Origin of the sequence: Nocardia lijiangensis NBRC 108240, from assembly GCF_001613045.1 — a bacterium.
Lineage (GTDB): Bacteria > Actinomycetota > Actinomycetes > Mycobacteriales > Mycobacteriaceae > Nocardia > Nocardia lijiangensis.
Genome location: NZ_BDBP01000005.1, coordinates 22,676 through 43,052, shown reverse-complemented (window position 1 = coordinate 43,052; position 20,377 = coordinate 22,676). Strand labels below are relative to the sequence as shown.

Below are 20,377 nucleotides of genomic sequence, written 5' to 3'. Positions count from 1 at the left end.
GCTGTCCAACGGGACCGGCTCCAGGATTTCGGGTGCCGATGTGAGGGTGGTGCGGGGTACGTGGAACCGATCGGTCGGGGCGTGGCTTATTGCATCATCTGGATGTGTGGGTGCTCGTGTGATGTCGGGCAGACTCGGATGATTTGGGCGTTGTCGTCGGAGACACAGATCCGGGTCGGACTGCTCGGGCCGCCTTGTATAGGACCCCACGCGATGTTGGCGGCCTGGTCCTCGTACGGGATCCAGTGGTGGACGTCGAAGTTCCACTCCGTGCCGGCGATCGTCAGCAGCGGCTCGGTCGGGGTGCCGCAGGTGGAGCAGGGGTTCGGATATGGATCTGTCATGCCCCAATTGATGTAGCCTCCGACCTTGAAGCCGGGCGCGATACACAAGTTGTGGTACTCGATGCCGAGCTCGTCGATGGCCCGCCGGTCCAGTCGTTCCCGCATCTCCCGCCCGAGCTCGAGCGAGCTCGGGTATTCGATCACCTCTTCCGGATGGATGAAGCACGGCTCGGGTACGTAGGCCACGCCGTCCACTGCCGCCGGTTCCGGTGGGGCGAGCAGAATGTCGGTCACCGCCGCCGCGGACCGCCAGAACACTGCGGTCGTGGGCATTCCGTCGCCGTGAAATTCGAAGGGGCACCACAACACCTGCAGCAGATCCGCACCCTCGGGTGGACGCAGACCGGGCACGTCACGCAGGTACAACTGGGCGACCGGCAGCATCGCGATGGGCCCCTCCGGGACGTCCACCTTCTCGATCCGTTGGAGGAGCGCCTGCTCCTCGGTGGTGTATCCCCACTCCTCCCTGCTTTCTCTGGCCAATTCGATGCGCCGTCGCAGCCTGGCGTCCGCCAACGACATCAGCGGGATCGGTCCCGCGTCGTGGCCGTCCTCGGAACAGTGCGGCCATGGCTCGCTCGCCGGCCACAACAGTGGGCCGCCGATCGAACTGTCTTGGGGCGAGGGGACTCCCGGACGTGGGTGCAGTCGAGTCGCGGTGCGGGCCAGTGGCGCCAGCTCAGGAAAGACGGCCTCGAGATCGACCGGACGTGGCGGGGTAGTGCGAGTCATACAACGACCAGCTCCTCGAGATCTCTGCGGGAGATCCATTCCTCGCTCCACAACTCCAACCACGGTCTCCAGTTCATTCCGCGAACGCTACAACCAGCCACCGACAAGTTCGGCATGCGTGCAGGCCGAGAATTGGTGAGAGCAGCTACTACTCCGGCTCTACTTCGACATGTCCGCAAATGCCGCGACCCGGGCGTTGGTCGGCCGTCCAAACCTGTTGGCCGACAGCGCTTCCCAACGCGCGCTACTGCCGCTACCTGCGCTCGTCGTGCTGGCTGGGCCGCGCCCTGATTTTGCGTCCGCACATTGCTCTCCGTCACGGCATGGATGGCGGATCGCAGCGGGGTATCCGGCTTCCCCAGTAGCGACCAAGGATCATGCAGGAATCAGTCGTCGGTCAACTGCTTGCGAAACTCCTGCCGCCAATGGGGGTCCTGACGCAGCCCCACGACCAAGCCCAGGGCTTCCCGGGCCGACAGGTTGAGCGCGTCGGCCAGGGCGCGGGCGGCCATGGCGCGGTCCTGCCAGAGGGACCGGTCTTTCCAGTCGGTGTATATCACCTGGGCCTCGGCGTGCACGCGGCGCAGCCGCAGGTCAAGGGCGGAATCGTCGGTAACGCCGGGGTGATCCTCCTCGCTCAGCAGGGACAGTGCGGCAGTGACCTCGTCATAGGTGTCGAGTCCGGTCTCGGTGGCCAGTGACGACATCTGTGTGGCGAGTACGCGGCGCAGGCGCTCGGGCGTCGCGGCGTCGACGAGGGAGGCAAACCGGTCAGGCACGGGTGTCTTGAAGTTGTTCTCCGGAAGCCCGAAGTTGTTGTCCGGGAGCAGGGGAAGGATCCGCGCGCTGTCGAGTTCCCCCTCCAGGCCGGGCGGTGGCAGTGGGATGCCGCAGCGGCGAACGACCGCGTCACACACCGCCAGCAGCCGTTCCCGCCGCTGCTCGGGTGTGGGTTCCGGAACGGGCGTCGGCAGACCGGGGAAGACCTCGAACGGGTCGCGCGCGCCGTGGGGGACGGGCGGTCGGGTGTCGTACCTCGTCACCAGTTCGCCGTTGTCGAAAAGGGACACCGAGGTCGTGCCGTCGCCCCAATAGCCTACGGACACCGCGCGGGTGCCACAGGACACACGGCGCAGCACCTCCTCGCGTGTGCCCTCGAAAAGATGAAGACCTTCCTCGATGCTGAACGCCCAACCGCCGTGGGTTCCCACGCGGACCACCGGCAGCAGCACGCGAGGGTCCTGCCGCTGGTCTGGAATTGCTGCCTCCTCCCTCCACCGTGGGCGCCGGGTCTCGGGCAACGCGCCGAACCGGCGCAGGAGTTCGGTCTCGTCCAAGTCCTGCGCGAAGGTCAGGCAGAAATTGTCGTAACCGCTGGGCCAGGTCTTGTTCAGCGTGGCGTGGGAAGTCGTCCGGCCTGGCGCGGCGATGACCGGGCCGGCGAGCGCGAGGTCGAACAGGGACCGAGGCTCGGCTCGCCGTTCGGGAGCGTACTCCCACAGCAGCATCCCGTCGTCGACGACAGGCACATACGTTAGCCCCACTGTTATGGCGGTTCCGCCCTCGAGAGAGTCGGCGATCTGCTCCAGGAAGGCTGCGAGGCTTTCCCAGTTCCCGAAGCTCGTACCCTCGGACTCCACATGCTTGCCTACCGCGCCGAACGACTCGCCTCGACGGCAGTCCACGACGAGTGCGTCCACACTGGAGGTGCGGGCGAAGGAGACGAAATCCTGGTGCCAGTAGCCCTCGAATGGTAGGTCCTCGCCGTGCCGGCCCCACAGTTCGTGGTGCATCCGGCCCGAGGAGAGGATCTCGGCGAGGGTGTAGGGCTGATAGCCGGGGAAGCTGAAACCCCCCTCCTCGGGGGAGACGAAACCCCGCTCCCCGGGCGAGACTCCGTCATGGTGCCGCAGATACGCGACCAGATCCGCGGGGAACTCCACCCCCAACTCGGTAGCTGCGGCGCTGATGGCCTCCTGCGAGGCGGGTGGGCGCAAAGATGAGAAGGTACGCGGTGCATGCGCGGCGAGCCATGAGTCGATCCGTCGCCAGGACTCTTCAACGGGGCTAACGTGCATCGTCCGATCATCACATCCACCTCTGACACCGGTGCCTGCTCGGAGGCCACGGTCGGTAATGCTCACCTACCGGCAGGCACTGGCCTGTCGGCCCAGAACGCACTGTATTGCCGCATATCGGTCGTTCGGTAACACGGCATCCGCCAATCAGCAGCGCGTCAACCTGTTCCACTTCTGTACGGCCATTGGAGATTCCACGACTGGCAACCTCGCGGTCCTCCACGGTGGCGAACGACCGCGTGGCAGAGTGGGCTGGCGCCTGCTCCGCGCGGAGGTTGTTCGAGGTTGAGGCCAGCGTCGTGGCTCACGCGTACAAGCACGAGCGACCCTATTCATACACGCATGGTGCCTAACAACAAGGAGCGATGTGACCGGCGGATGTCTTTGCGGCTATATCCGGTTTTCCGCGACCGGCGACCCAGCTTTCCCGCATTTATGTTCTTGTGCGCACTGCCAGCGGCTTTCGGGTGCGCCAGTGATGTCCTGGGTGTCTTTCCCGGAGGAAGGTTTCGAGTGGACCGGCCCCGGTGGGGCCCCGACCTGGTTCGAGACCTTCCCGCAGATCTGCCGGGGGTTCTGTCCGAAGTGCGGGTCGTCGGTCGGGTCGAAGGGCGATGAAGCTGGCATGGTGGGGGTCACGATCACGGCGTTGGATAGTCATGCCGACCTAGTGCCGGTCAAGCAGAGCTTCGCTCATAATGCAGTTTCGTGGCTGCCCCCGCTGGGATAACCTCGCGCGCCGCGCGGGACGGACACGCTTGCCCGTCCCGCGCGACCGTCCCCTAGCCGGCTTTAGGCGGTGGAGCCAGGGTGATCAACACCGGTCCTGCTGGTGTTAGCCGTGCCAATCGTTCTGTCTCCGAACGCTTTTGCCGCAAGAACGACAGTGTCAAATCGATCCCTTCGATCTCGCCAAGCCAGGATTCGTGGGTAGCGCGGGCTCGCCGCCCAACCAGGTCAGCTTCGATCTCGGCCAACCGCGGCAACATCTTCGGATTGATGTTGAGCATCGGGCATCGTATGCACCGTTGACTGAACTAACTCAGCGTTGGGGCTGGTCGAGGCACCCGCGGTCTATGAGGTGTCGGTAGCTTGCCCGCGTGATCGAATCGGAGAAGAGTCACCGCGACCTCGCCGTTCTGGTGGTGCCCCGCGACGGCCGGGTGGTATCGACCGGAGGGTGCAGTGAGCCCTACCGGTTGCTCGATGCGGATGGCGAGATTGTGGAGCCGGTGAGCTTGTTCCTACCTGAACTGTTGGCGGCGGGGCGATCTGCGGCAACGCTGCGTTCGTACGGCATGGACCTGCTGCGGTGGTGGCGCTTCTTGCAGGCTGTCGAGGTCGACTGGGACCGTGCAACCCGAGTGGAGGCGCGCGATTTCAGCTGCTGGATCCAGCTGACGGTGAAGCACCGCAGGCCACGCACGGGCGTCGACGGCGCCGGGTGGGTGAATAGTGTTGCAGCCCAGCCGAATCCGATTACAGTTAAGCCGACACTTGGGACTGGATACGCGGTCGCGACGGTGGCGCACTCGGAGACGGTACTGCGGGGCTTCTACGACTTTCATCGGGATGCGGGCACCGGTCCGATACTCAATCCCTTCCCACTCGATCGTGCTCGACGGTCACGACGTGCCCACTCCCATCGAAATCCGATGGATGGATGGGCGCATGAGCGGGTCGGGCGCTACCGGCCGAAGATGCCGCGTCGGATTCCACGCGCGATTCCCGATCAGCGCTTCAACGAGTTGTTCGCTGCGCTGAGGTCGAATCGCGATCGGGCGCTGGTGGCCTTCTGGATCTCGACCGGGGTGCGTGCCTCGGAGCTGCTGGGAGTCCGGCAGTGCGATATCGACCCCGGCCAGCAGCTGATCACCGTGGTGCGCAAGGGCACCCGCGCGAGCCAGCAGGTTCCGGCCTCGGCTGATGCGTTCGTCTGGCTGAGGTTGTACCAGGAGGAAATGCATGGCCAGATCCCGCCAGGCCGGATTCAGCCACTGTGGTGGACGCTGCGGCGGCCGCGGCGGCCGTTCCGGACCGCCAACGATCGGCGCCTGTCGGCAGCACGGCTACTCGCCGTCGCCGAGGCCACCGAGCCGGGAGCTGTTATCGACGGTAGCAACGGCGCACTGCGCAAAGCCGTTGTCCCCAACGCGATTGGACGGATTGTCTGGGCCGAGGACATCGCCACCGGCAAACGTCGCAACCTGTCCTATGAGGAGGACGAGGCGTTCTGGGCGTTCGCTACCATCGAAGTCCTGCGCTTGACCGGCATCCGCTGCGAAGAACTGCTCGAACTGTCCCACCACAGCATCACCGAATACCGGCTGCCCGGCACCGGAGAGCTGGTGCCGCTGCTGCAGATCGCACCATCCAAGACCGATACCGAACGGATGTTGCTGGTCAGCCCCGAACTGGCCGATGTTCTCAGCGCCATCGTCCAACGCCTCCGCGGCCCAGACGGATCCATCCCCGTGGTCGTCTCCTACGACATCAGGGAGAAGATCTGGCACCCACCGATGCCAGTACTGTTTCAGCGCGGCATCGGCAACGAGCGACACGCGTTCACCCCTGCGCCATCCGCAAGCTGCTGATCAATGCCCTCGCCGCCACCGCGCTCACTGATGCCAACGGCGACCCGTTGAGGTTTCAAGCCCATGACTTCCGCAGGATATTCGTCACCGACGCCATCATGAACGGCCTGCCCCCACACATCGCACAGATCATCTGCGGCCACAAAACCATAGACACCACCATGGGCTACAAGGCCGTCTACCCGGCCGAGACGATCGAGGCACATCGAGCGTTCCTTGCCCGACGCCGGGCAACGCGCCCCAGCGAGGAATACCGCACGCCCACCGATGCCGAATGGGATGCGTTCCTCGCGCACTTCGAAAAACGCAAAGTCTCGGTCGGAACGTGCGCACGAGCATTCGCCACGGCCTGCGTCCATGAGCACGCCTGTGTCAGATGCTCGCTCCTCAGGCCGGACCCCGCCCAGCGCACCCGGCTCGAAGAGATCCAGGACAATCTCGAAGCCCGCATCATCGAAGCCAAACGCGAAGGCTGGCTTGGTGAGGTCGAGGGACTGCAAGTCAGCTATGCCGGCGTCAAGGACAAGCTCGCCCAAATAGACGCCACGCTCACGCGAACTGCGACAGGAACCGACCTCGGCATCCCCGCGTTCGGGTCCATCTCCGGACGAGCCTCCGCCCGTGACATCCCAACCATTGCCGAGTAGAAACCTCGGCGTGGTTCGACACACCTCGGTGAGCTCGAAAGAGACTGTGGCCGTTTCGAACCGCGCGATATGCGGCATTTCAGTGCTTTCGGGCGGTCTCGGATGTCGATCCGATGTGCTCGGTGCCGAGGGCCACCTCGCCGCGCGGCAAGGATGGTCGCCCGTGGTAGCAAGTCCGGTGATCTGCTGACCCTCGCGGATCGGCCCGGCGAGCCTGTCGGACGTCAACGGAGCCACGGGAAGTCCGCGCTGAGGGCAGTGGGTCGATCAGGCGTTCCAGACGATCGAATGGTTGTCGGTGGGGTCTGCCACCATGACCCATGTGGCGACAACTGATCCCCTGGCCCCGTTTCAGTGGCTCGACGCATCCGAGAGCCAAGCGGACCCGCTGGGCGAGATCTTCAGCGTCGGCTTCTTCCGAAACCTGGACCCGTCGGAGGTGGTGCGCCGCTTCAGCAAAGGCGACGACTCCGGCCAGGAGTCGGACTTCGAAGAGCTCAACGACAGGATGGTCGAGTTCCTCGGCAAGACTGGCGGCGGTCACGGCGGCGGTCACGTGGGCGTGTTTCGGGCCGGTGCATGGAGCGTGGCCATCGAACCGTGCGGGTGGTGGATGACTGACCGCAAGGCGCTGGCGGAACTATCGCGAGACTGTGAGGTCGTGGCGATCACCCGACACGACTACGCCGAGCCCAGCCTCGAGTACGCGATCGACGGGACGATCGTGACCGGCCACCGACTGTGTTACCCGCATGACCGTTGGGGTTGCGACCCCGACCGGCTCAACGACTACATGCGCGAGCTGGGCATGGAGCTGGACATGGCCGATCATGACTATGTTTATGACGCCGATGAAGACGAGAGCGACTCGGACATCAGCTACAGCACCGTCGTGCCGAGAGCCTTCGCCCTGGCGGCGAAGGTCACTGGAGTGTCGTTCACGGCAGACATGCTGGACCAGCCCCTGCTCATCGGACCTATCGCCTACCGATGGTCACCTCCCGACCACACCACCGCTTGACCCGGTGCGCTTGCTGGTACGGCCGGTGAAGTCGTAGAACGCATCTCGGTCCGCTCTACATCCACCTGCCGGGCGACGTAGTCGACCGCGGCGTCGGAGATCTCGGCGGGTGACACGGTTCTTACCGTCACCCCTACAGCGCCGCAGGTACCCGACGCCGGCATGGGGTGAAGCGGCGGTGGCACGAACAGCCGGACACTCCGCTGGGTGAAGTCGTGCCCCTTGCACGCGCTCGACACGTGCACACTGCCTGGTGGTGCCGCGAAATCGTTCGATTCTCGATACTGGCGGGTTTCAAAACCATCCTGTATTCGGCATGAGCGTGCGTTCGGACGACGCCGGGATGGGCTGGTCAGTTATTTCAGAGAAGCAGGCGTGCTCATGTTGGCAGCCGGTGCCGTAAGGGCGCGCGCAGCCGCCGAGCTCGACTTTGCGTTTGTCGATGTGGAGTTCGACCAGACCGTTCATCAGGGACGTGCGAAGTTCGTTCTCTGCCACACCAACTCCTTCGTTGCGAACAAGGACTTGGTGCAGTCAACAGATCAGAGACAGCCGCCGTTCACATCGCTCCTTCTTGCTGGACACCACGTCGTTTCATCCAATGCCGCGCATTGTTGATCATCGGCACCCAATGCTCGGCAGACCTTCGCCAGCACGACACCGAGTAGACACGGCCACTCTGTCACACGGCCAGTGGCGAGTTCGCTTGCACAGCGCAGAGAAACCAAGCGATCTTCTGCCGCTGTGCGCGCGGAGCGATGTGGCCACGCCGTGGTGGCCGGCGGTCGGGAGCGTGTCCGGCTCAGAACATCTGGTAGTGCCGATGGGCGTGCGCTTCTACTACTGGTCGGGGCGGACGCCTCGGACATGTGCGATCACGTCTGGTCGGCCCAGGCCAGCATGGTCGATCTGGCCTTTGCCTCGGATCACGCCGTCTGCGGCCAGTCTTTTCCGCAGTGGATGGGGTGCCAGCGAGTCTTCGAAACCCTCACAGAGGCTTCGCCCCCGTATCCGCGTACTCGTAGCGGACCGCGAACATCTTTCCCGCGTGATGCCATTCGCATCGAACCAGAGGTCGCGCGAGGACTGCCTCGAACCACTCTGCCGCTCTGTTCGCCAGCTCGGTAGGCTCGCCCGCGGCTTCGAAGCTGAACTCACTCGCGGTCCCTTGGATGGTGAAGTCCTGGTTATGTAGTTCGCCTCCACGGACGTGGGAGCCGTCGAAGTGGGCACCCACAGTCAGGACTCCCTGGTTGCGTTGCGGGTCACCGATATCCAGATAGACGACCAGCTGGCCGTTGACGGTGTGCGCCGATGGCAGCACGACTGTGTCGAGCGGGTCCACCTGCCAGGAGCTTGCGTGTTCGGCCAGAACATCCACGAACGCGCGTTGCGCGGTGTCCAGGTCGTTCTCGTCGTACTCGAACCAGGGGATCTCATCCATGACCGCACTCTATGAGGACGCCGAGCACTTCCGCACGGTCATGGACTGGCGACTGCGCGCATTTGCTTTTCGCCGGTGATCAGCAGCGTGCTGCTGCCGCCCCTCGTGATGGTGGCGACCGCCCGGACGGGACCGGCCGTCCGGCCGTCGCGCCGACTACCGGAAAGCTGACCATCTCCGTGCGCTACCGACAGTGCACACCAATGCCGCTGGCGCGCAGTGGGTGTCGCCGCGGGGATTTGAGCTAGGCTGAGCCGGTCGAAGGCGAGCAACGTCGATACGGGAGGGGATTGTCTTGTTGGGCAGGGTATTTCGGGTCTATTGATCTTGCTGCTGGCCTCGGCCGCGGTTGACGTGTTGCCCGAGCCGAACCGGTACCATCGCAACAGGTATCGGTGGTCGTTACCCTGCCCGAGCCGACCGGCGCCGATGCGATCGGCGTGGTGGATCTGCATCTGGTCGATCCGTCTCGTCACGATCCGTATGTCCCGGCTCGTGCACGCGCCACATGTGTGCAGTCATGCCACGAACCGGTTGTGAGCCCGGCGATCTAGGGACATCAGGTGGGCATTCAGGGTTACCCTGGATGAGTGAATGCCCTGCAGCGGCTGATGCTCGGGTCGGGGCGGTTGCCAGAGGATCTGCGAGCGTCGCTGGTCGCGTCCGACGATGTTGTGTTCTTGGAGGAGGGCTTGACCGGTTCGGTCACCCGTCGCCTTGTCCGCTCATCCGGTCGTCACGTGGAGTGGGAGCGGCAGGCAGCCTCAGGCGCGATCGCGGTCACTACCGGCCGACGGATGCTGGTGTGGGCGGGCCGGTTCAAACACATCGATGTGGCGATGACGCATCCGCTTTGGGCGACAATCGAGTTCAGCATCGACCGACCGAACCGAGTGTGCTTCGCCTACGCCCCGGCGGCGACCGATCCGGGGCAGTCGGGACGGGTGGAAGTGCGACTGAAAACGCCGCGGGTGAAGCAACTCGCCCGGCTGGTCACACGACCGGTATGAGACCACTGATCGGTTGCCCGGCAAGGTGACTCGGCGAGACCCGACTGAACACACTCTTCTGCCGATTACAGGGTGTATCGCGGACTTTCACGGAGCGTCGGTCTGTGGTCACCAGCCACACCCGCATCGAACTGGGGACCGAAGTTGTGAAGGGCGAGTTCGGGATCAGCCCAAGCCAGCACGCGTGAACGCCCGTCACCGTAGTTCGTCCGTCCCGCTCCCCAGCCATCACCTGCGACAAGACCTCCTCGCTCGTCGTGCCGTAGGTTGCCGGTAGCGACAATGCCGACTGTGCTGGAACGGAACAGGGCTAGAAACGGTTGTAGCTGTCGGGAGTTCGGCTGGCGGCGTGTTCGGCCATCAGTTCCGACAAGAGCGATTCGGTCACATACCGAACGATATCCGGACTCAACCATGCACGCTCATACCGCATACAGGGCGGTTTGCGACACGAAATACACTGCGGTGCAGCATCGACCGCAGATCGAGGTACGGCCATGGGTATGGCCGCCCGTCCAGGCCGTCGACCGGGATCCCGCCGAGCCACCCGCTTCCGGGTCCGTCACACTGGCTGAACGAGCACAGAGGCCTGGCCGCCCAGCAGGCGGCGGATCTCCTCGTCCGGATACGGGGTGCTCCGGCTCGCCTGCTGGAACGCACGCATGAACGCGGACATCGCCGCGGCGATCGGCGCGTGCCGGGTGAGGACCGTGGCGGCCTGCTCAGGGATGCCCTGCGGCGGCTTGCCCTCGGCGAAGCCGCGCACCATCGTGGCGCGCACCTCCCGGTCCTCCCGCCGGAGCCCGTACAGGGCGGTGACCAGCCAGTTCACCAGGTAGGTGGCGGTGTAGCCGCGGTCGTAGCTCTGGTTCTGGTCGAAGAACGCGGCCTCCTGCGGCGAGAGGTCGAACCCGGAGGACAGCGAGAGGCCATAGTCGCCGAAATAGAGGCGTTGACCGTCGGTCAGGATGTTCTCGAAGTGCGCGTCGAGGTGCAGCAGCCCACGGCTGTTCATGAACGCGGTGCCGGCGGCCAGTTCCCGCTCCACCATGGCGCAGGCCCGGTCGGCGGCCTCCTCGCCCGCCTCGATCTGGGCGTTCAGCCACTCGTGCAGGTTCTGCGGGAGGTACTCCAGGAACAGCGCGATGCTCGCCGAAGAGTCTCGCAGGGCCTCGATCCGGTGGCGTACCTGCGGTCCGCCGTCCCAGTAGGCGACGGCGCGATCGATGTCGGCGAGCTCCTCCGGCAGTGGCGTCGTGTCCGGCAGCACCCGCCAGTGGTACATCAGCGGGAAGCCCTCGTGTTCGGCGGCGAGCACCCAGTTCGTCGTCATGGTGTGCACGGCGAGCTCGCGCCAGGCCCCGAAGCCCGGCCCGCCGATGAGGCCGACGCCGTACTGGCAGAAGAGCGGCACGTCGAACAGGTTCGCCGTGGACCGGACGTGCTCCGGCTGCCGTTCCAGGTCGGTGAGGGGCACTCGCTTCACGAAGACCGGGGTTCCGGCGACCTCCAGCAACGCCGACTTCCCGCCGATACCTGCGCCGATCGGCGCGGCCGCATCCACGAGCTCGCGCAACGCGTGATCGCTGTGCAGCGCCAGGGCCGTGGAGACGGCGCTGTGGGCGTGCAGGCGCGCCGGGCGCGACATGTCGCGGGTCGTCGCCGCGTCGCGGGATATCGCCGCGTCAGGTGAACAGGACGTCACTGCGTCAGGGGAGTTCGCTGCGGCCTCCATGTGGGCGCCGACCTCGATTCAGTCATGGCCACGCGGTCGTGCCGGCGGCCTCCGGAGTGGGCAGGAGGTCGGTCCGGGGCCGCACCCGACGGCGGTCCCGGCTTGTCCCCCGAAACCGCACTCTACGTTCCGACCTCCACGCGACGACTCCACGTAGTGAGAGACGAGGCGTCAGGCGTCGGCCTGACGCTACGGGGCCACTGGCTTTCGGCATGTCGCCGACCCGCAGAACGCGAAATGGCCAACCAGTCTTTACGAACGGGTTCACGGTTACCGATAAGCCATATTCGCTCCAACTGGCGAATGAGACCGAACCCGTCGCTGCCGTATGTGCCCCACTGGAACAGCAGCATGTCGCCGTCGTCGTCGATGTCGACATCTGTCACGCGGTGATGGGCATAGAACATAATCATCGAGCCGATCGCGGTGGTGGCGTCGAGGTTGTCGAGAGTGCGGCCGTGGTTGCCCAGGTATCGAAGGAAGGCATTTTCGAGATCGAGGGCTCGCACCCGCGTTATTGTGCCGGACCGGAGTCGGAGGCGAGTCGTCTGTATACGTCGGCGGTCTCGGGACATCCGCAAATGCCGCCCCTTTATGTCAAGACATGGCCGGGAGACGGTGGTTAGGCTGGGTGGTGGTAGGTCCGGGATGTGGCTTGTCCGAAGGGCCGGTGTGCGGGGTCAGGCCGGTCGCGCTGGATTGCAGAGTCGTTCCCGATTGCCCTCCCGGGCTTGCCGTTTCGCTTCGTTTCTGGTCGGCGAGTATGCGGGTGTAGACGACGTTGGAAAGTTGTCGTTTGAGCGATCGCATGGCTTCCATCGAGGTCTTCCCGGCTGCTTTCCTGGCGTCGAAATAGGTGCGTCCTGGGGTGGGATTGCGGAGTTGAACCACGGCCATGATGTGCAGGACTCGGTTGATGCGTCGGTTCCCGGCTCGTGAGAGGCGGTGTCGTTGCTGCTCACCCGAGGATGCGTCCAAGGGTGCGGTGCCGTTCCAGGAGGCGAATCGGTCCCGGTTGCAGAAACGGTGGACGTCACCGGTGTCGGCGAGAAGTCGTGCGGCGCTGGAGGGTCCGATGCCATGCAGGTCGGTCAGGGTCGAGCCGCGGTCGGTGACCAACTGCTGGAGTTCTTTGTCGGCGGCTTTGATCTTGCGGTCGATACTTTCGAGCTCACCGATCAACTCGACGGCCAGCCGACGCCGGGTCTTGCCGACCGGATCGCGCGGTTTGATCGTCGCGACCAGCTTGCGTGCCTGCATTGCGGAGAGGAATTTCTTGGCGCCGCCGGGGAACAAGTCCAGCAATATCCGGTGTAGACGGTTCACGGTCTCGGTGCGGGCCGTGCCGAGACCATCGCGGCGATCAGCGAGCATGCCCAGCACGATCAGCTCCGAATCCGCCTCGACACGATGCAGATTCGGTGAATGCAGTGCTGCCAGCGCTACCGAGTGCGCATCCACTGGGTCGGTTTTGCGGCCGTTGCCGGTGGCGAACACACGCACCTGCGCCGACAGTTTTGCCGGCACATCCAGCACCGTTTCGCCGTCGTGGACCAGCCGGTGTGCGATATGGCGGCCGATGCCGTTGCAGCCTTCGATCGCCCACACTCGATCGGTGAATCGACGCCCGGCACGCAGCATGTCGGCATAGCCGGCCTTGTCGGTGCCGTACCGGCCCAGGGCCAGAACCTTCCCGATGTCATCGATGATTTCGATGGTGGCCGAGCGTTTGTGTGGATCCATTCCGATGATGACCGCCACTGGTGTCCTCCCTGGCTAACGTGTGTTTCAGGCTAGGGAGGGCACCGCTACTTCGAGCCCGGGCAAACCCCTTTCGAGCCACTCCCGGCGCGGCGCCCGGTGAGACGCAAGCCATGAGAGAGCCACACCAAACACGACGGCGGGCAGCCGATTAAGGGAGCGTCTCACCGGGCACCTGGACCAGAGCTTGGCCGAGCACCGGTCCTACCGCCAGTCTTAAGTAGCCGAGAAGCGGATGTTCCTCGATGGTCGCCTGCGCCGACGGCTCATGCGCCGCTACGCATCGCCCTGGGCGTCGGCATGCAGGAGCTTGGCGGCGTACGCGGTAGTGATGTCGTCGTCCTCGGCCAGGCCCTGCTGTCCGCGGCCCGGGACTCGACCGCCCCGTGCGATTTCGCGCTGGTTGCGATGCTTGGGCTCTTGGGGTTACGGATTTCGGAAGCGTGCCAGACTACCGCAGCGATAAAGCGACAGCCCGCTTTGTGGCCGGCATGGGCTCGCTCACTGGGACCTGTTCTCCGAGGTCGGTAATGTCTGTCCGGTGACCGACGCTACCGACCTGATGCGGATGTATCTGGTCGATCCAGACCAGCCTTTCCCACCTGTCGAGCTCGCGGATCCGACCGGACTGGTCGCTTTCGGCGGAGATCTGTCGCCAGAGCGGCTGTTGGGCGCCTATTCCGCGGGCATCTTTCCCTGGTACAACCCCGGCGAAACGATCCACTGGTACTGCCCGGACCCTCGGAGCATTCTGGTGCCGACCGACCTGCGGGTGACCAAGTCCTATCGCCGATCTGTCGCCAATGCCGACTACGGGGTGACCATGGATCGCGCCTTCGCCGATGTGATGTCGAATTGCGCCGGACCGCGTGACAAGGAGGCCGGAACCTGGATCGGCTCCGACATGCTGGCGGCCTACCTGCGGCTGCACCACCTCGGTCATGCGCACTCGGTCGAGGTATGGCGCGACGGCGACCTTGTCGGCGGCCTCTACGGCGTCGCACTCGGCCGCTCCTTCGCCGGCGAGTCCATGTTCTCCCGCGCCCGTGACACCTCCAAGGTCGCGCTGTATTGGCTCTGCGCCCAACTGGCCGCCTGGGATTTCGCCCTCATCGACTGCCAGGTCACCTCCAGCCACCTCACCTCCCTCGGCGCCATCGACCTCTCCCGTGCGGACTACCTGCACCTACATACCCAGGCCGCCGCCCGCCCCGGCCTCTCGGGCCCCTGGCAGTTCGAAATCCCGGTCCCCAACTCCCCCAACCACCTACCGGCGTGAACGATCACCGAATGGCAGTGTGTCGCGTCGACGGTTCCCCGTTGGGGCGGAACCGGCCTCGTGCATTCGTGATCACTTTGTCGTCTGCTGAGAGTCTGCGATCCCGGTGAGGATGCGGCGCAAGCCGTAGGAGAACTGTTCGGCCGGGCTCAGGTCGGCGGATTTGGTCATGCGCGTTACCAGGGGATATGCGCCGCTCTCGATGACCTTGCGCATGTAGGGGGCGACGGCGGCGCGCCACTGGTCCTCGGTCTGACCGGTGCGCCGCTGGGTCTCTTTCTCGGCGAGCTCGCGCATGACCGCGCCGCGCACGTAGTCCCTGATCAGCCCGACGGCCGAGGCCGCGTCGGCGATGTCGGAGGTCAGCGGCGCGGCTGCGGTGAGGGCCTGTTCCAGGCCGCGCAGCCAGTTGGGGCCCAGTGATGGCCGGGTGGCCAGTAGCGGGGCGAGCCAGGTGTGCCGTAGCCACAGCTCGCGCTCGTGGTGGGCGTACGCCTCGAGGTCGGCGCGCCAGTCTCCGGTCAGCGGCACGTGGCCGTCCTGTACCGCATCGGCCATGAGGTCGAGCAGGTCGTCGCGGCTGTCCACGTAGCGGTAGAGCGTGGTCGTGCCGGTCGACAGCTCGGCGGCGACGCGGCGCATCGACAGCGCGTCGAGCCCCTCGGCGTCGGCGATGGCGATGGACGCGTCCACGATGCGCTCCACGCTCAGGGCCTGCCTGTTCGACCGGTACGGCTCACGCTCCCAGATAAGCGACATGGACAGGAGTCTACAGAGGTGGATACAGTGTGCCCATGAACGGGCACACTGTATCCACAGATGTTTTGATCGCCGGCGGCGGATCCGTTGGGCTGATGCTCGCGGTGCTGTTGCGTCACCACGGCGTCAAGCCCCTCGTCGTCGAGGAGAAGCCGGAGCTCTCGCCCCACCCCAGGGCCACTGGCATCGGGTCGCGGTCGGTGGAGATCCTGCGCGAGATCGGCCTGGATCAAGCGGTCAACGAGGCCGCGGTCGACTTGCGGGCGGGGAAGATCAGAGGGCGCACGCTCGCCGAGGCCGACTTCACCGAAAGCGCGGAGTGGAAGACGAAAAGTGCGGCAGAGCTCACCTACACACCGGCCCGGATCCGCGGCACCTGCGCACAGAACCGGCTCGACCGCGTGCTGATCACCAAGGCCGGCGACGTGGAGTTCGGCGTGGCGCTCGACTCGTTCGAGCAGGACTCCGGCGGCGTCACGGCGACCCTGTCCGACGGGCGGGTCGTGCGGGCGCGCTACCTGGTAGCGGCCGACGGTGTGCGCAGCCGGGTTCGACAGATCCTCGGCACCGGCCTCACCGGTCCCGGTGCGATCGGTCGGGAAACGACGAGCATCCTGTTCGACGCTGATCTGCGTCCGCGCAAGCCATTCGCAATGTGCAATATCGAGCATCCGGACGCGACCGGCCTGCTGGTTACCGTCGACGGCGAACGCGAGTGGGTGTTCCTCACCGCCCTCGACACCGAGCCGACTCCCGACCTCATCCGCACCGCGCTCGGCGACCCGTCGATCGAGGTGGAGATCCGCAGCGTGCTGAGGTTCCGGGGGCGCGGCCAGGTGGCCGATCAGCTCTCCGTCGGGCGGGTCTTCCTGGTGGGCGACGCGGCGCACGCCATCCCCCCATTGGGCGCGTTCGGGTTGAACGCAGGCATCGCCGACGCGCACAATCTGGCATGGAAACTCGCACACGTACTGCGCGGTGAGGCCGGGCCCGCACTGCTGGAGACTTATCACGCGGAGCGCCATCCGGTGGCCCTGATGACGATGGAGCAGGCGCGCCTGCGGTTCAACGATCCGTCCCTGCACTGGGGGACGGACATGGCAGAGGCGCGCAAGGCAGCGGGGGCGATCAACGCACCTGTGGTGCACATGGGCTACCGGTACGGCGGCGCGGAGCTCCCCTCCACCGAGGACGTCGCCCTCGACCTCGACGGGTCGCCGGGATCCCGTCTGCCGCACATGTGGGTGTCCGACGGGGTGTCCACGCTGGATCTCGTTGGATCGCAGTGGTGCGTACTCACGGCCGATCCCGGCGTGGAGGCCGACGTTCCGGTGCACCTCGTGGACGGCTGGCCGTACGGGACGGTGCTGGTCCGCCCTGACGGCTTCGTGAGCCGTTCGTACCGCTAGCGCCCTGTGCGCGGTCCGAACCGGCCGCGGCAGTGTCTCGAAGATCAATGTCGCCGGCAAACACAAAATGGGTCGGCTCAGGTCACGCTCGGCGGATCGGCTGCCAGGTCCTCGGCGCCTCGGAGGTGAGGAATGCGCCGACCGAGCGGTAAACCTCGGTGGGCTTCTCCACGACCAACAGGTGCGAAGCGCCGGGCACGACAGCGAGCTCGGAGTTTCGGGATCGCGCGGTAGAGCGCGATGGTGTGTTCGAGGCTCATCGCGTCGTCGTCCGCAACGATGACGAGGGTGCGGCTCGCGATGACCGACAGGTCCTCGACCGTCAGTTCCGCACGCACGCCGGACGGCGCGCACACGTGCTGGCCGTCGGGGAATGGCCGGACCTGGCCACACGACCGTGCAACCGCTCGACCGGGCTACTTCAGTAGTTCGATGACTGGCGCGAATTTCTCCAGATCCGGTTCCACCACAGTGAAATACGTGATTCCGTAACGCTCCCGGCATTCGCGCACGCTGTCGGCGATCTGTTGTGGTGTGCCCACCATGACCGCGGGCGCGGCGCCGATCTGGTCGTCGGTGAATCCGGGCAGGGACTGGCGCACCCGTTCGCCCACGGTGTCACGCTCCGCCGGGGTGCCCACCCCCCATATCAAGAGGTTGAGTTCCACCTGATCGCGACGCTCACCGAGCAAGCCGCGCACGTATTCGGCGCGTTCGGCAACCTCGTCCGCACCCGCGGCGGTCAGCAGACCGGATTTCGCGGCCGCGGCCCCGGTCAGGCCCACCACATCGGCGTGCTGAGCGGCCATGCGCAGCAACCGGTTTCCCCACCCGGCGATCAGAACCGACGGACCCTCCGGCTGCGCGGGTGCCGGCTGGTATTCGGGGGCGGAGTAGAGCTTGCGCAGGGTGAGCACGGTCTGCTCGACGTGGTCGATGCGGGCGCCGGCGCTGGGGAACGGTATCCCGGCGGCGTCGAATTCCTCCTTCACATGTCCCGCGCCCAGCCCCAGTTCGACCCTGCCGCCGCTGAACTGGTCCAGTGCGGCAACGTCGCGGGCCAGCAGCACCGGATTGTAGAACGGCGTATTCAACACGAAGGTGCCCAACCCAATTCGCTCGGTGGCCTCCGCCGCCAGCGACAACGTCGGTAACGGTGCCGGCATACCGAGGTGATCCGGCACGGCGAAGACGTCGTAGCCGAGCATTTCCGCGCGGCGAGCCTTGTCCACCCACTCGAAACGTGAACCCTGCAACCCCATGTTGACCCCGAAGCGAAAACCAACCATGTCTCCGAACTCTAGGAAAGGGACTCCGGCGCACACGTGAACAATCGCGCCAAACCGGTGGAACGTCTGCGCCACAAGCATGCGCCGGGGTCCTCGTTCATGAAGTCGATCGGTGCTGTCCGCCGAGTCATCAGGTCCCGGCAGTCCTCATCGAGCGGGCGTACTCGATGGGCGTCTGGCCGTAGCGTTTTTTGAAGGCGCGAATGAAGTGGCTGCTGTCGGAGAATTGCCAGTGCGCGGCGAGTTCGGAGACGTTCGGCCGACGGCACGGGGCGGTGAGGGCGCGCCGGGCCTGTTCCAACCGGCGGTGGCGGATGTAGGTGGTCACCGACTCTCCCACCGAGGTGAACGCCCGTTGGAGGGTGCGCGCGGAGACGTTGAGCTCACGTGCCAGCATCGCCGGGGACAGCTCGGGGTCGGCGAGGCGACGGTCCGCGAGGACCTTCGCTGCCTGGACGAGCGCGGGCCTGAGCCCGGGCTCCGTATCGTCGAACCGACCCGCCACCACCGCCTTGGCCAGCTCGATCAGAGCGCCGTGAGCGGCGTGCACACCGACCGGGCCGAGGGCTGCCACGGTGGTGTGGACCATGTTCGTATGTGCCGTCAGCAGGCGCATCTCGGCTGAGTCCGCCGATTCGGTGATGCTCCGGTTTCTGAGCCGCGGCTCGAGCATCGCAGAAGGCAGCGTGAGAATCTGCACCGTGGTGTCCGGCGCTGCCCCGAAGTGCAACGGCGGTCCGTGCCGCAAGAGGAACTGCCCGGCGGCAACGGTGTATTCGGCGCGATCGGGCGAGCCGCCCAAAACCCATGTGCCGCGCCGCACTACGTAGATCCGTGCCTGATCTTCATAGCCGAGCGGAGTTCCCCCCGTTCGGATGACGGTCGCGCTGTCGAGGTCGGTGATCGCCACGTCGAGCACCTTCGCCACGCGGCTCCTGACCCGAAAATCACCGGTCGTGACCGTGCTGAAGGTCGGCAGCGGGAACCCATCGCCGACCTGCGTCTGCCACCCGCGCCGGAACACATCGAAACCGCGCGATCCCGCGCCGGGGACGGTGGAATCCAGCGAGAACCCTCCGCGCGTGTCGGCGACCTCCGCTCCAGTGTTGTTCATCGCCGACCGATCCACTCCGCGTTCGTTTCCCGGATCTCCTTGCGCCCATGTTCTCCCCGCGATTGGAGCCGAGTCAAACGAGCCTGCAGGGTCGGCGATGCCGGTCACGTCCAGTGCATTGTGGCGAAAATGTGCTATCTGGTTGGCGCGCTTGTTCAAGTGTGCGCCGGTGTGGTTTTCCTACGGTGTTTTCATGGATTCCATCAGCGCCTCCGCGTTTCCGGCCCAGTGCGACATTCGAGTGCGGCAGGGCGATCTCGGCCGGAACGGCGCCGTGAGCACGATCGGGGTTGCCCGCTGGCTGGAGGACGCTCGGATGCGGATGAAACTGCCCCAATTCGAACGGGCCACCGGGGCCGGTGAGTTCGGTCCCTACCAGATCATTTTCGTCAGCCAAAGGGTCGAACGGCTGGCCTACGTCTACCGCACCGACGCCGATGTACAGGTGCACACCGGGATTCGGCGCATCGGGCGGTCATCGTTCACTTACGAGCAAGCGGTGTTCGCCGGCGGCAGGCGGGTGGGCGGCGGAGGGGCCACGGTGCTGTGTCTCGGTCCCGCGGGGCCGCTTGCGCTCCCGGAGGAGTTGATCGCGGATCTCACCGGCTTGGCCATGCCGGATTCGAGCGAGACGGCTGTGCCCCGTCCGGGTGCCGAGCGCGGGCAACGGGACCACTACACGTTCTTCGTGCCGCTGCGTGCACGGATAGGCGATGTCGACTCCAATCAGCATGTCAATTACCTCGCCCTGGCCACCTGGTACGACGAGGCCGTCGCGGTGTTCACGGCGGCGGCGCTCGGCGAGGACGGGCTGGTGCTGGACCTGTCACCGTCGTCGTATCGAATCGACTACCTCGGCGAAGTCACCTATCCCGGCGATTACGAGATCGGCGTGCTCGTCCGCTCTTTCGGCGATGACTCCGTGGATTACGAACTCGGGCTCTTTCGCGGCCGCACCTGTTTGGGGGTCGCCGACGCCAGCGGAGCACGAGGTGTGTTGTCCGCCAAATCCTTTGGCCCCGATGGTCCCCGTTGATGCAACACGAGCCAATCGTTCTGGACACCACCGGTGCCGACATCCACGCAAGCCGATCTCTCGACGCCGATACGACGTGTCGCCCTCCGGGCGCTTTTCGTAGCGAATTCGACCCAGATCGGTGG

20 protein-coding genes are annotated in these 20,377 nt (G+C 65.5%); 8 read left to right on the top strand and 12 right to left on the bottom strand.

What is annotated here, in order from left to right; all coding sequences use genetic code 11:
- Positions 1-86: 86 nt before the first annotated feature.
- Positions 87-1,076 (bottom strand): hypothetical protein, encoded by a 990-nt coding sequence (locus NL1_RS02305; protein ID WP_067833679.1) that lies wholly within the window; start codon positions 1,074-1,076, stop codon positions 87-89.
- Between the two features lie 386 nt (positions 1,077-1,462).
- Complete coding sequence (locus NL1_RS02300) at positions 1,463-3,073, bottom strand: SMI1/KNR4 family protein (protein WP_162272674.1); 1,611 nt, start codon at positions 3,071-3,073, stop codon at positions 1,463-1,465.
- Between the two features lie 448 nt (positions 3,074-3,521).
- Between NL1_RS02300 and NL1_RS02295 the strand changes: the two genes are divergently transcribed.
- The gene (locus tag NL1_RS02295; protein ID WP_218024338.1) at positions 3,522-3,884 is read left to right on the top strand and encodes a GFA family protein; all 363 of its coding nucleotides are present in this window, start codon (positions 3,522-3,524) and stop codon (positions 3,882-3,884) included.
- A gap of 52 nt (positions 3,885-3,936) precedes the next feature.
- Here the strand turns inward: NL1_RS02295 and NL1_RS36120 are convergent, their stop codons facing one another.
- The gene (locus NL1_RS36120) at positions 3,937-4,164 is read right to left on the bottom strand and encodes a recombinase (RefSeq protein WP_084510240.1); all 228 of its coding nucleotides are present in this window, start codon (positions 4,162-4,164) and stop codon (positions 3,937-3,939) included.
- Positions 4,165-4,254: 90 nt separating this feature from the next.
- Here NL1_RS36120 and NL1_RS39210 point away from each other — a divergent pair, with 90 nt between their 5' ends.
- The 3 genes from NL1_RS39210 to NL1_RS02280 all read left to right on the top strand — a co-directional run bounded on the left by NL1_RS39210 (position 4,255) and on the right by NL1_RS02280 (position 7,416).
- Positions 4,255-5,748, top strand: coding sequence for a site-specific integrase (locus NL1_RS39210; protein ID WP_245673051.1), 1,494 nt, complete (start codon positions 4,255-4,257; stop codon positions 5,746-5,748).
- Between the two features lie 47 nt (positions 5,749-5,795).
- On the top strand, positions 5,796-6,395 hold the full coding sequence (locus NL1_RS39205; protein WP_245673050.1) for a site-specific integrase: 600 nt from the start codon (positions 5,796-5,798) through the stop codon (positions 6,393-6,395).
- A gap of 322 nt (positions 6,396-6,717) precedes the next feature.
- Positions 6,718-7,416, top strand: coding sequence for a DUF6461 domain-containing protein (locus NL1_RS02280; RefSeq protein ID WP_067833959.1), 699 nt, complete (start codon positions 6,718-6,720; stop codon positions 7,414-7,416).
- A 294-nt stretch (positions 7,417-7,710) separates the two neighbouring features.
- On the opposite strand, the gene NL1_RS38870 is transcribed toward NL1_RS02280, so the two are convergent.
- The 3 genes from NL1_RS38870 to NL1_RS37155 all read right to left on the bottom strand — a co-directional run bounded on the left by NL1_RS38870 (position 7,711) and on the right by NL1_RS37155 (position 9,336).
- Positions 7,711-7,914, bottom strand: coding sequence for a hypothetical protein (locus NL1_RS38870; protein ID WP_084510239.1), 204 nt, complete (start codon positions 7,912-7,914; stop codon positions 7,711-7,713).
- Between the two features lie 490 nt (positions 7,915-8,404).
- A complete protein-coding gene (locus NL1_RS02275) occupies positions 8,405-8,860 on the bottom strand; it encodes a hypothetical protein (protein ID WP_218024337.1) in 456 nt (151 codons plus the stop codon).
- A 38-nt stretch (positions 8,861-8,898) separates the two neighbouring features.
- A complete protein-coding gene (locus NL1_RS37155) occupies positions 8,899-9,336 on the bottom strand; it encodes a hypothetical protein (RefSeq protein ID WP_156094610.1) in 438 nt (145 codons plus the stop codon).
- Between the two features lie 321 nt (positions 9,337-9,657).
- Here NL1_RS37155 and NL1_RS38865 point away from each other — a divergent pair, with 321 nt between their 5' ends.
- Positions 9,658-9,870: a hypothetical protein gene (locus tag NL1_RS38865; RefSeq protein ID WP_218024336.1), complete on the top strand. Its 213-nt coding sequence runs from the start codon at positions 9,658-9,660 to the stop codon at positions 9,868-9,870.
- A gap of 562 nt (positions 9,871-10,432) precedes the next feature.
- On the opposite strand, the gene NL1_RS02265 is transcribed toward NL1_RS38865, so the two are convergent.
- The 3 genes from NL1_RS02265 to NL1_RS02255 all read right to left on the bottom strand — a co-directional run bounded on the left by NL1_RS02265 (position 10,433) and on the right by NL1_RS02255 (position 13,366).
- Positions 10,433-11,518: a protein kinase family protein gene (locus NL1_RS02265; protein WP_067833667.1), complete on the bottom strand. Its 1,086-nt coding sequence runs from the start codon at positions 11,516-11,518 to the stop codon at positions 10,433-10,435.
- Positions 11,519-11,727: 209 nt separating this feature from the next.
- The gene (locus NL1_RS02260) at positions 11,728-12,114 is read right to left on the bottom strand and encodes a hypothetical protein (RefSeq protein WP_067833664.1); all 387 of its coding nucleotides are present in this window, start codon (positions 12,112-12,114) and stop codon (positions 11,728-11,730) included.
- An 88-nt stretch (positions 12,115-12,202) separates the two neighbouring features.
- Entirely contained in the window at positions 12,203-13,366 is a 1,164-nt protein-coding gene (locus NL1_RS02255) for an IS110 family RNA-guided transposase (RefSeq protein WP_084510238.1), read from the bottom strand.
- 541 nt (positions 13,367-13,907) lie between these two features.
- Here NL1_RS02255 and aat point away from each other — a divergent pair.
- Positions 13,908-14,645 carry a leucyl/phenylalanyl-tRNA--protein transferase gene (gene aat, locus NL1_RS02250; protein WP_245673049.1) on the top strand — a complete coding sequence of 246 codons (738 nt, stop codon included), beginning with the start codon at positions 13,908-13,910 and terminating at the stop codon, positions 14,643-14,645.
- A gap of 72 nt (positions 14,646-14,717) precedes the next feature.
- Here the strand turns inward: aat and NL1_RS02245 are convergent, their stop codons facing one another.
- Complete coding sequence (locus NL1_RS02245) at positions 14,718-15,404, bottom strand: TetR/AcrR family transcriptional regulator (RefSeq protein WP_067833661.1); 687 nt, start codon at positions 15,402-15,404, stop codon at positions 14,718-14,720.
- Positions 15,405-15,439: 35 nt separating this feature from the next.
- Between NL1_RS02245 and NL1_RS02240 the strand changes: the two genes are divergently transcribed.
- Positions 15,440-16,813: an FAD-dependent monooxygenase gene (locus tag NL1_RS02240; protein WP_156094609.1), complete on the top strand. Its 1,374-nt coding sequence runs from the start codon at positions 15,440-15,442 to the stop codon at positions 16,811-16,813.
- A gap of 416 nt (positions 16,814-17,229) precedes the next feature.
- Here NL1_RS02240 and NL1_RS02230 read toward each other — a convergent pair whose 3' ends face one another.
- Both NL1_RS02230 and NL1_RS02225 read right to left on the bottom strand, forming a co-directional pair.
- A complete protein-coding gene (locus NL1_RS02230) occupies positions 17,230-18,183 on the bottom strand; it encodes an LLM class F420-dependent oxidoreductase (protein ID WP_245673048.1) in 954 nt (317 codons plus the stop codon).
- A gap of 49 nt (positions 18,184-18,232) precedes the next feature.
- A complete protein-coding gene (locus NL1_RS02225; protein ID WP_245673047.1) occupies positions 18,233-19,324 on the bottom strand; it encodes a helix-turn-helix domain-containing protein in 1,092 nt (363 codons plus the stop codon).
- Here NL1_RS02225 and NL1_RS02220 point away from each other — a divergent pair.
- Positions 19,314-20,252: a hypothetical protein gene (locus NL1_RS02220; protein WP_245673046.1), complete on the top strand. Its 939-nt coding sequence runs from the start codon at positions 19,314-19,316 to the stop codon at positions 20,250-20,252. The genes NL1_RS02225 and NL1_RS02220 overlap by 11 nt on opposite strands.
- The last annotated feature ends 125 nt before the right edge of the window (positions 20,253-20,377 follow it).

Coding starts and splice junctions, on each gene's coding strand:
- NL1_RS02305 (WP_067833679.1), bottom strand. CDS start 1,076: ATGACTCGCACTACCCCGCCACGTCCGGTCGATCTCGAGGCCGTCTTT.
- NL1_RS36120 (WP_084510240.1), bottom strand. CDS start 4,164: ATGCTCAACATCAATCCGAAGATGTTGCCGCGGTTGGCCGAGATCGAA.
- NL1_RS02275 (WP_218024337.1), bottom strand. CDS start 8,860: ATGGATGAGATCCCCTGGTTCGAGTACGACGAGAACGACCTGGACACC.
- NL1_RS38865 (WP_218024336.1), top strand. CDS start 9,658: ATGCTGGTGTGGGCGGGCCGGTTCAAACACATCGATGTGGCGATGACG.
- NL1_RS02265 (WP_067833667.1), bottom strand. CDS start 11,518: ATGTCGCGCCCGGCGCGCCTGCACGCCCACAGCGCCGTCTCCACGGCC.
- NL1_RS02245 (WP_067833661.1), bottom strand. CDS start 15,404: ATGTCGCTTATCTGGGAGCGTGAGCCGTACCGGTCGAACAGGCAGGCC.
- NL1_RS02240 (WP_156094609.1), top strand. CDS start 15,440: ATGAACGGGCACACTGTATCCACAGATGTTTTGATCGCCGGCGGCGGA.
- NL1_RS02230 (WP_245673048.1), bottom strand. CDS start 18,183: ATGCTTGTGGCGCAGACGTTCCACCGGTTTGGCGCGATTGTTCACGTG.
- NL1_RS02220 (WP_245673046.1), top strand. CDS start 19,314: ATGCCGGTCACGTCCAGTGCATTGTGGCGAAAATGTGCTATCTGGTTG.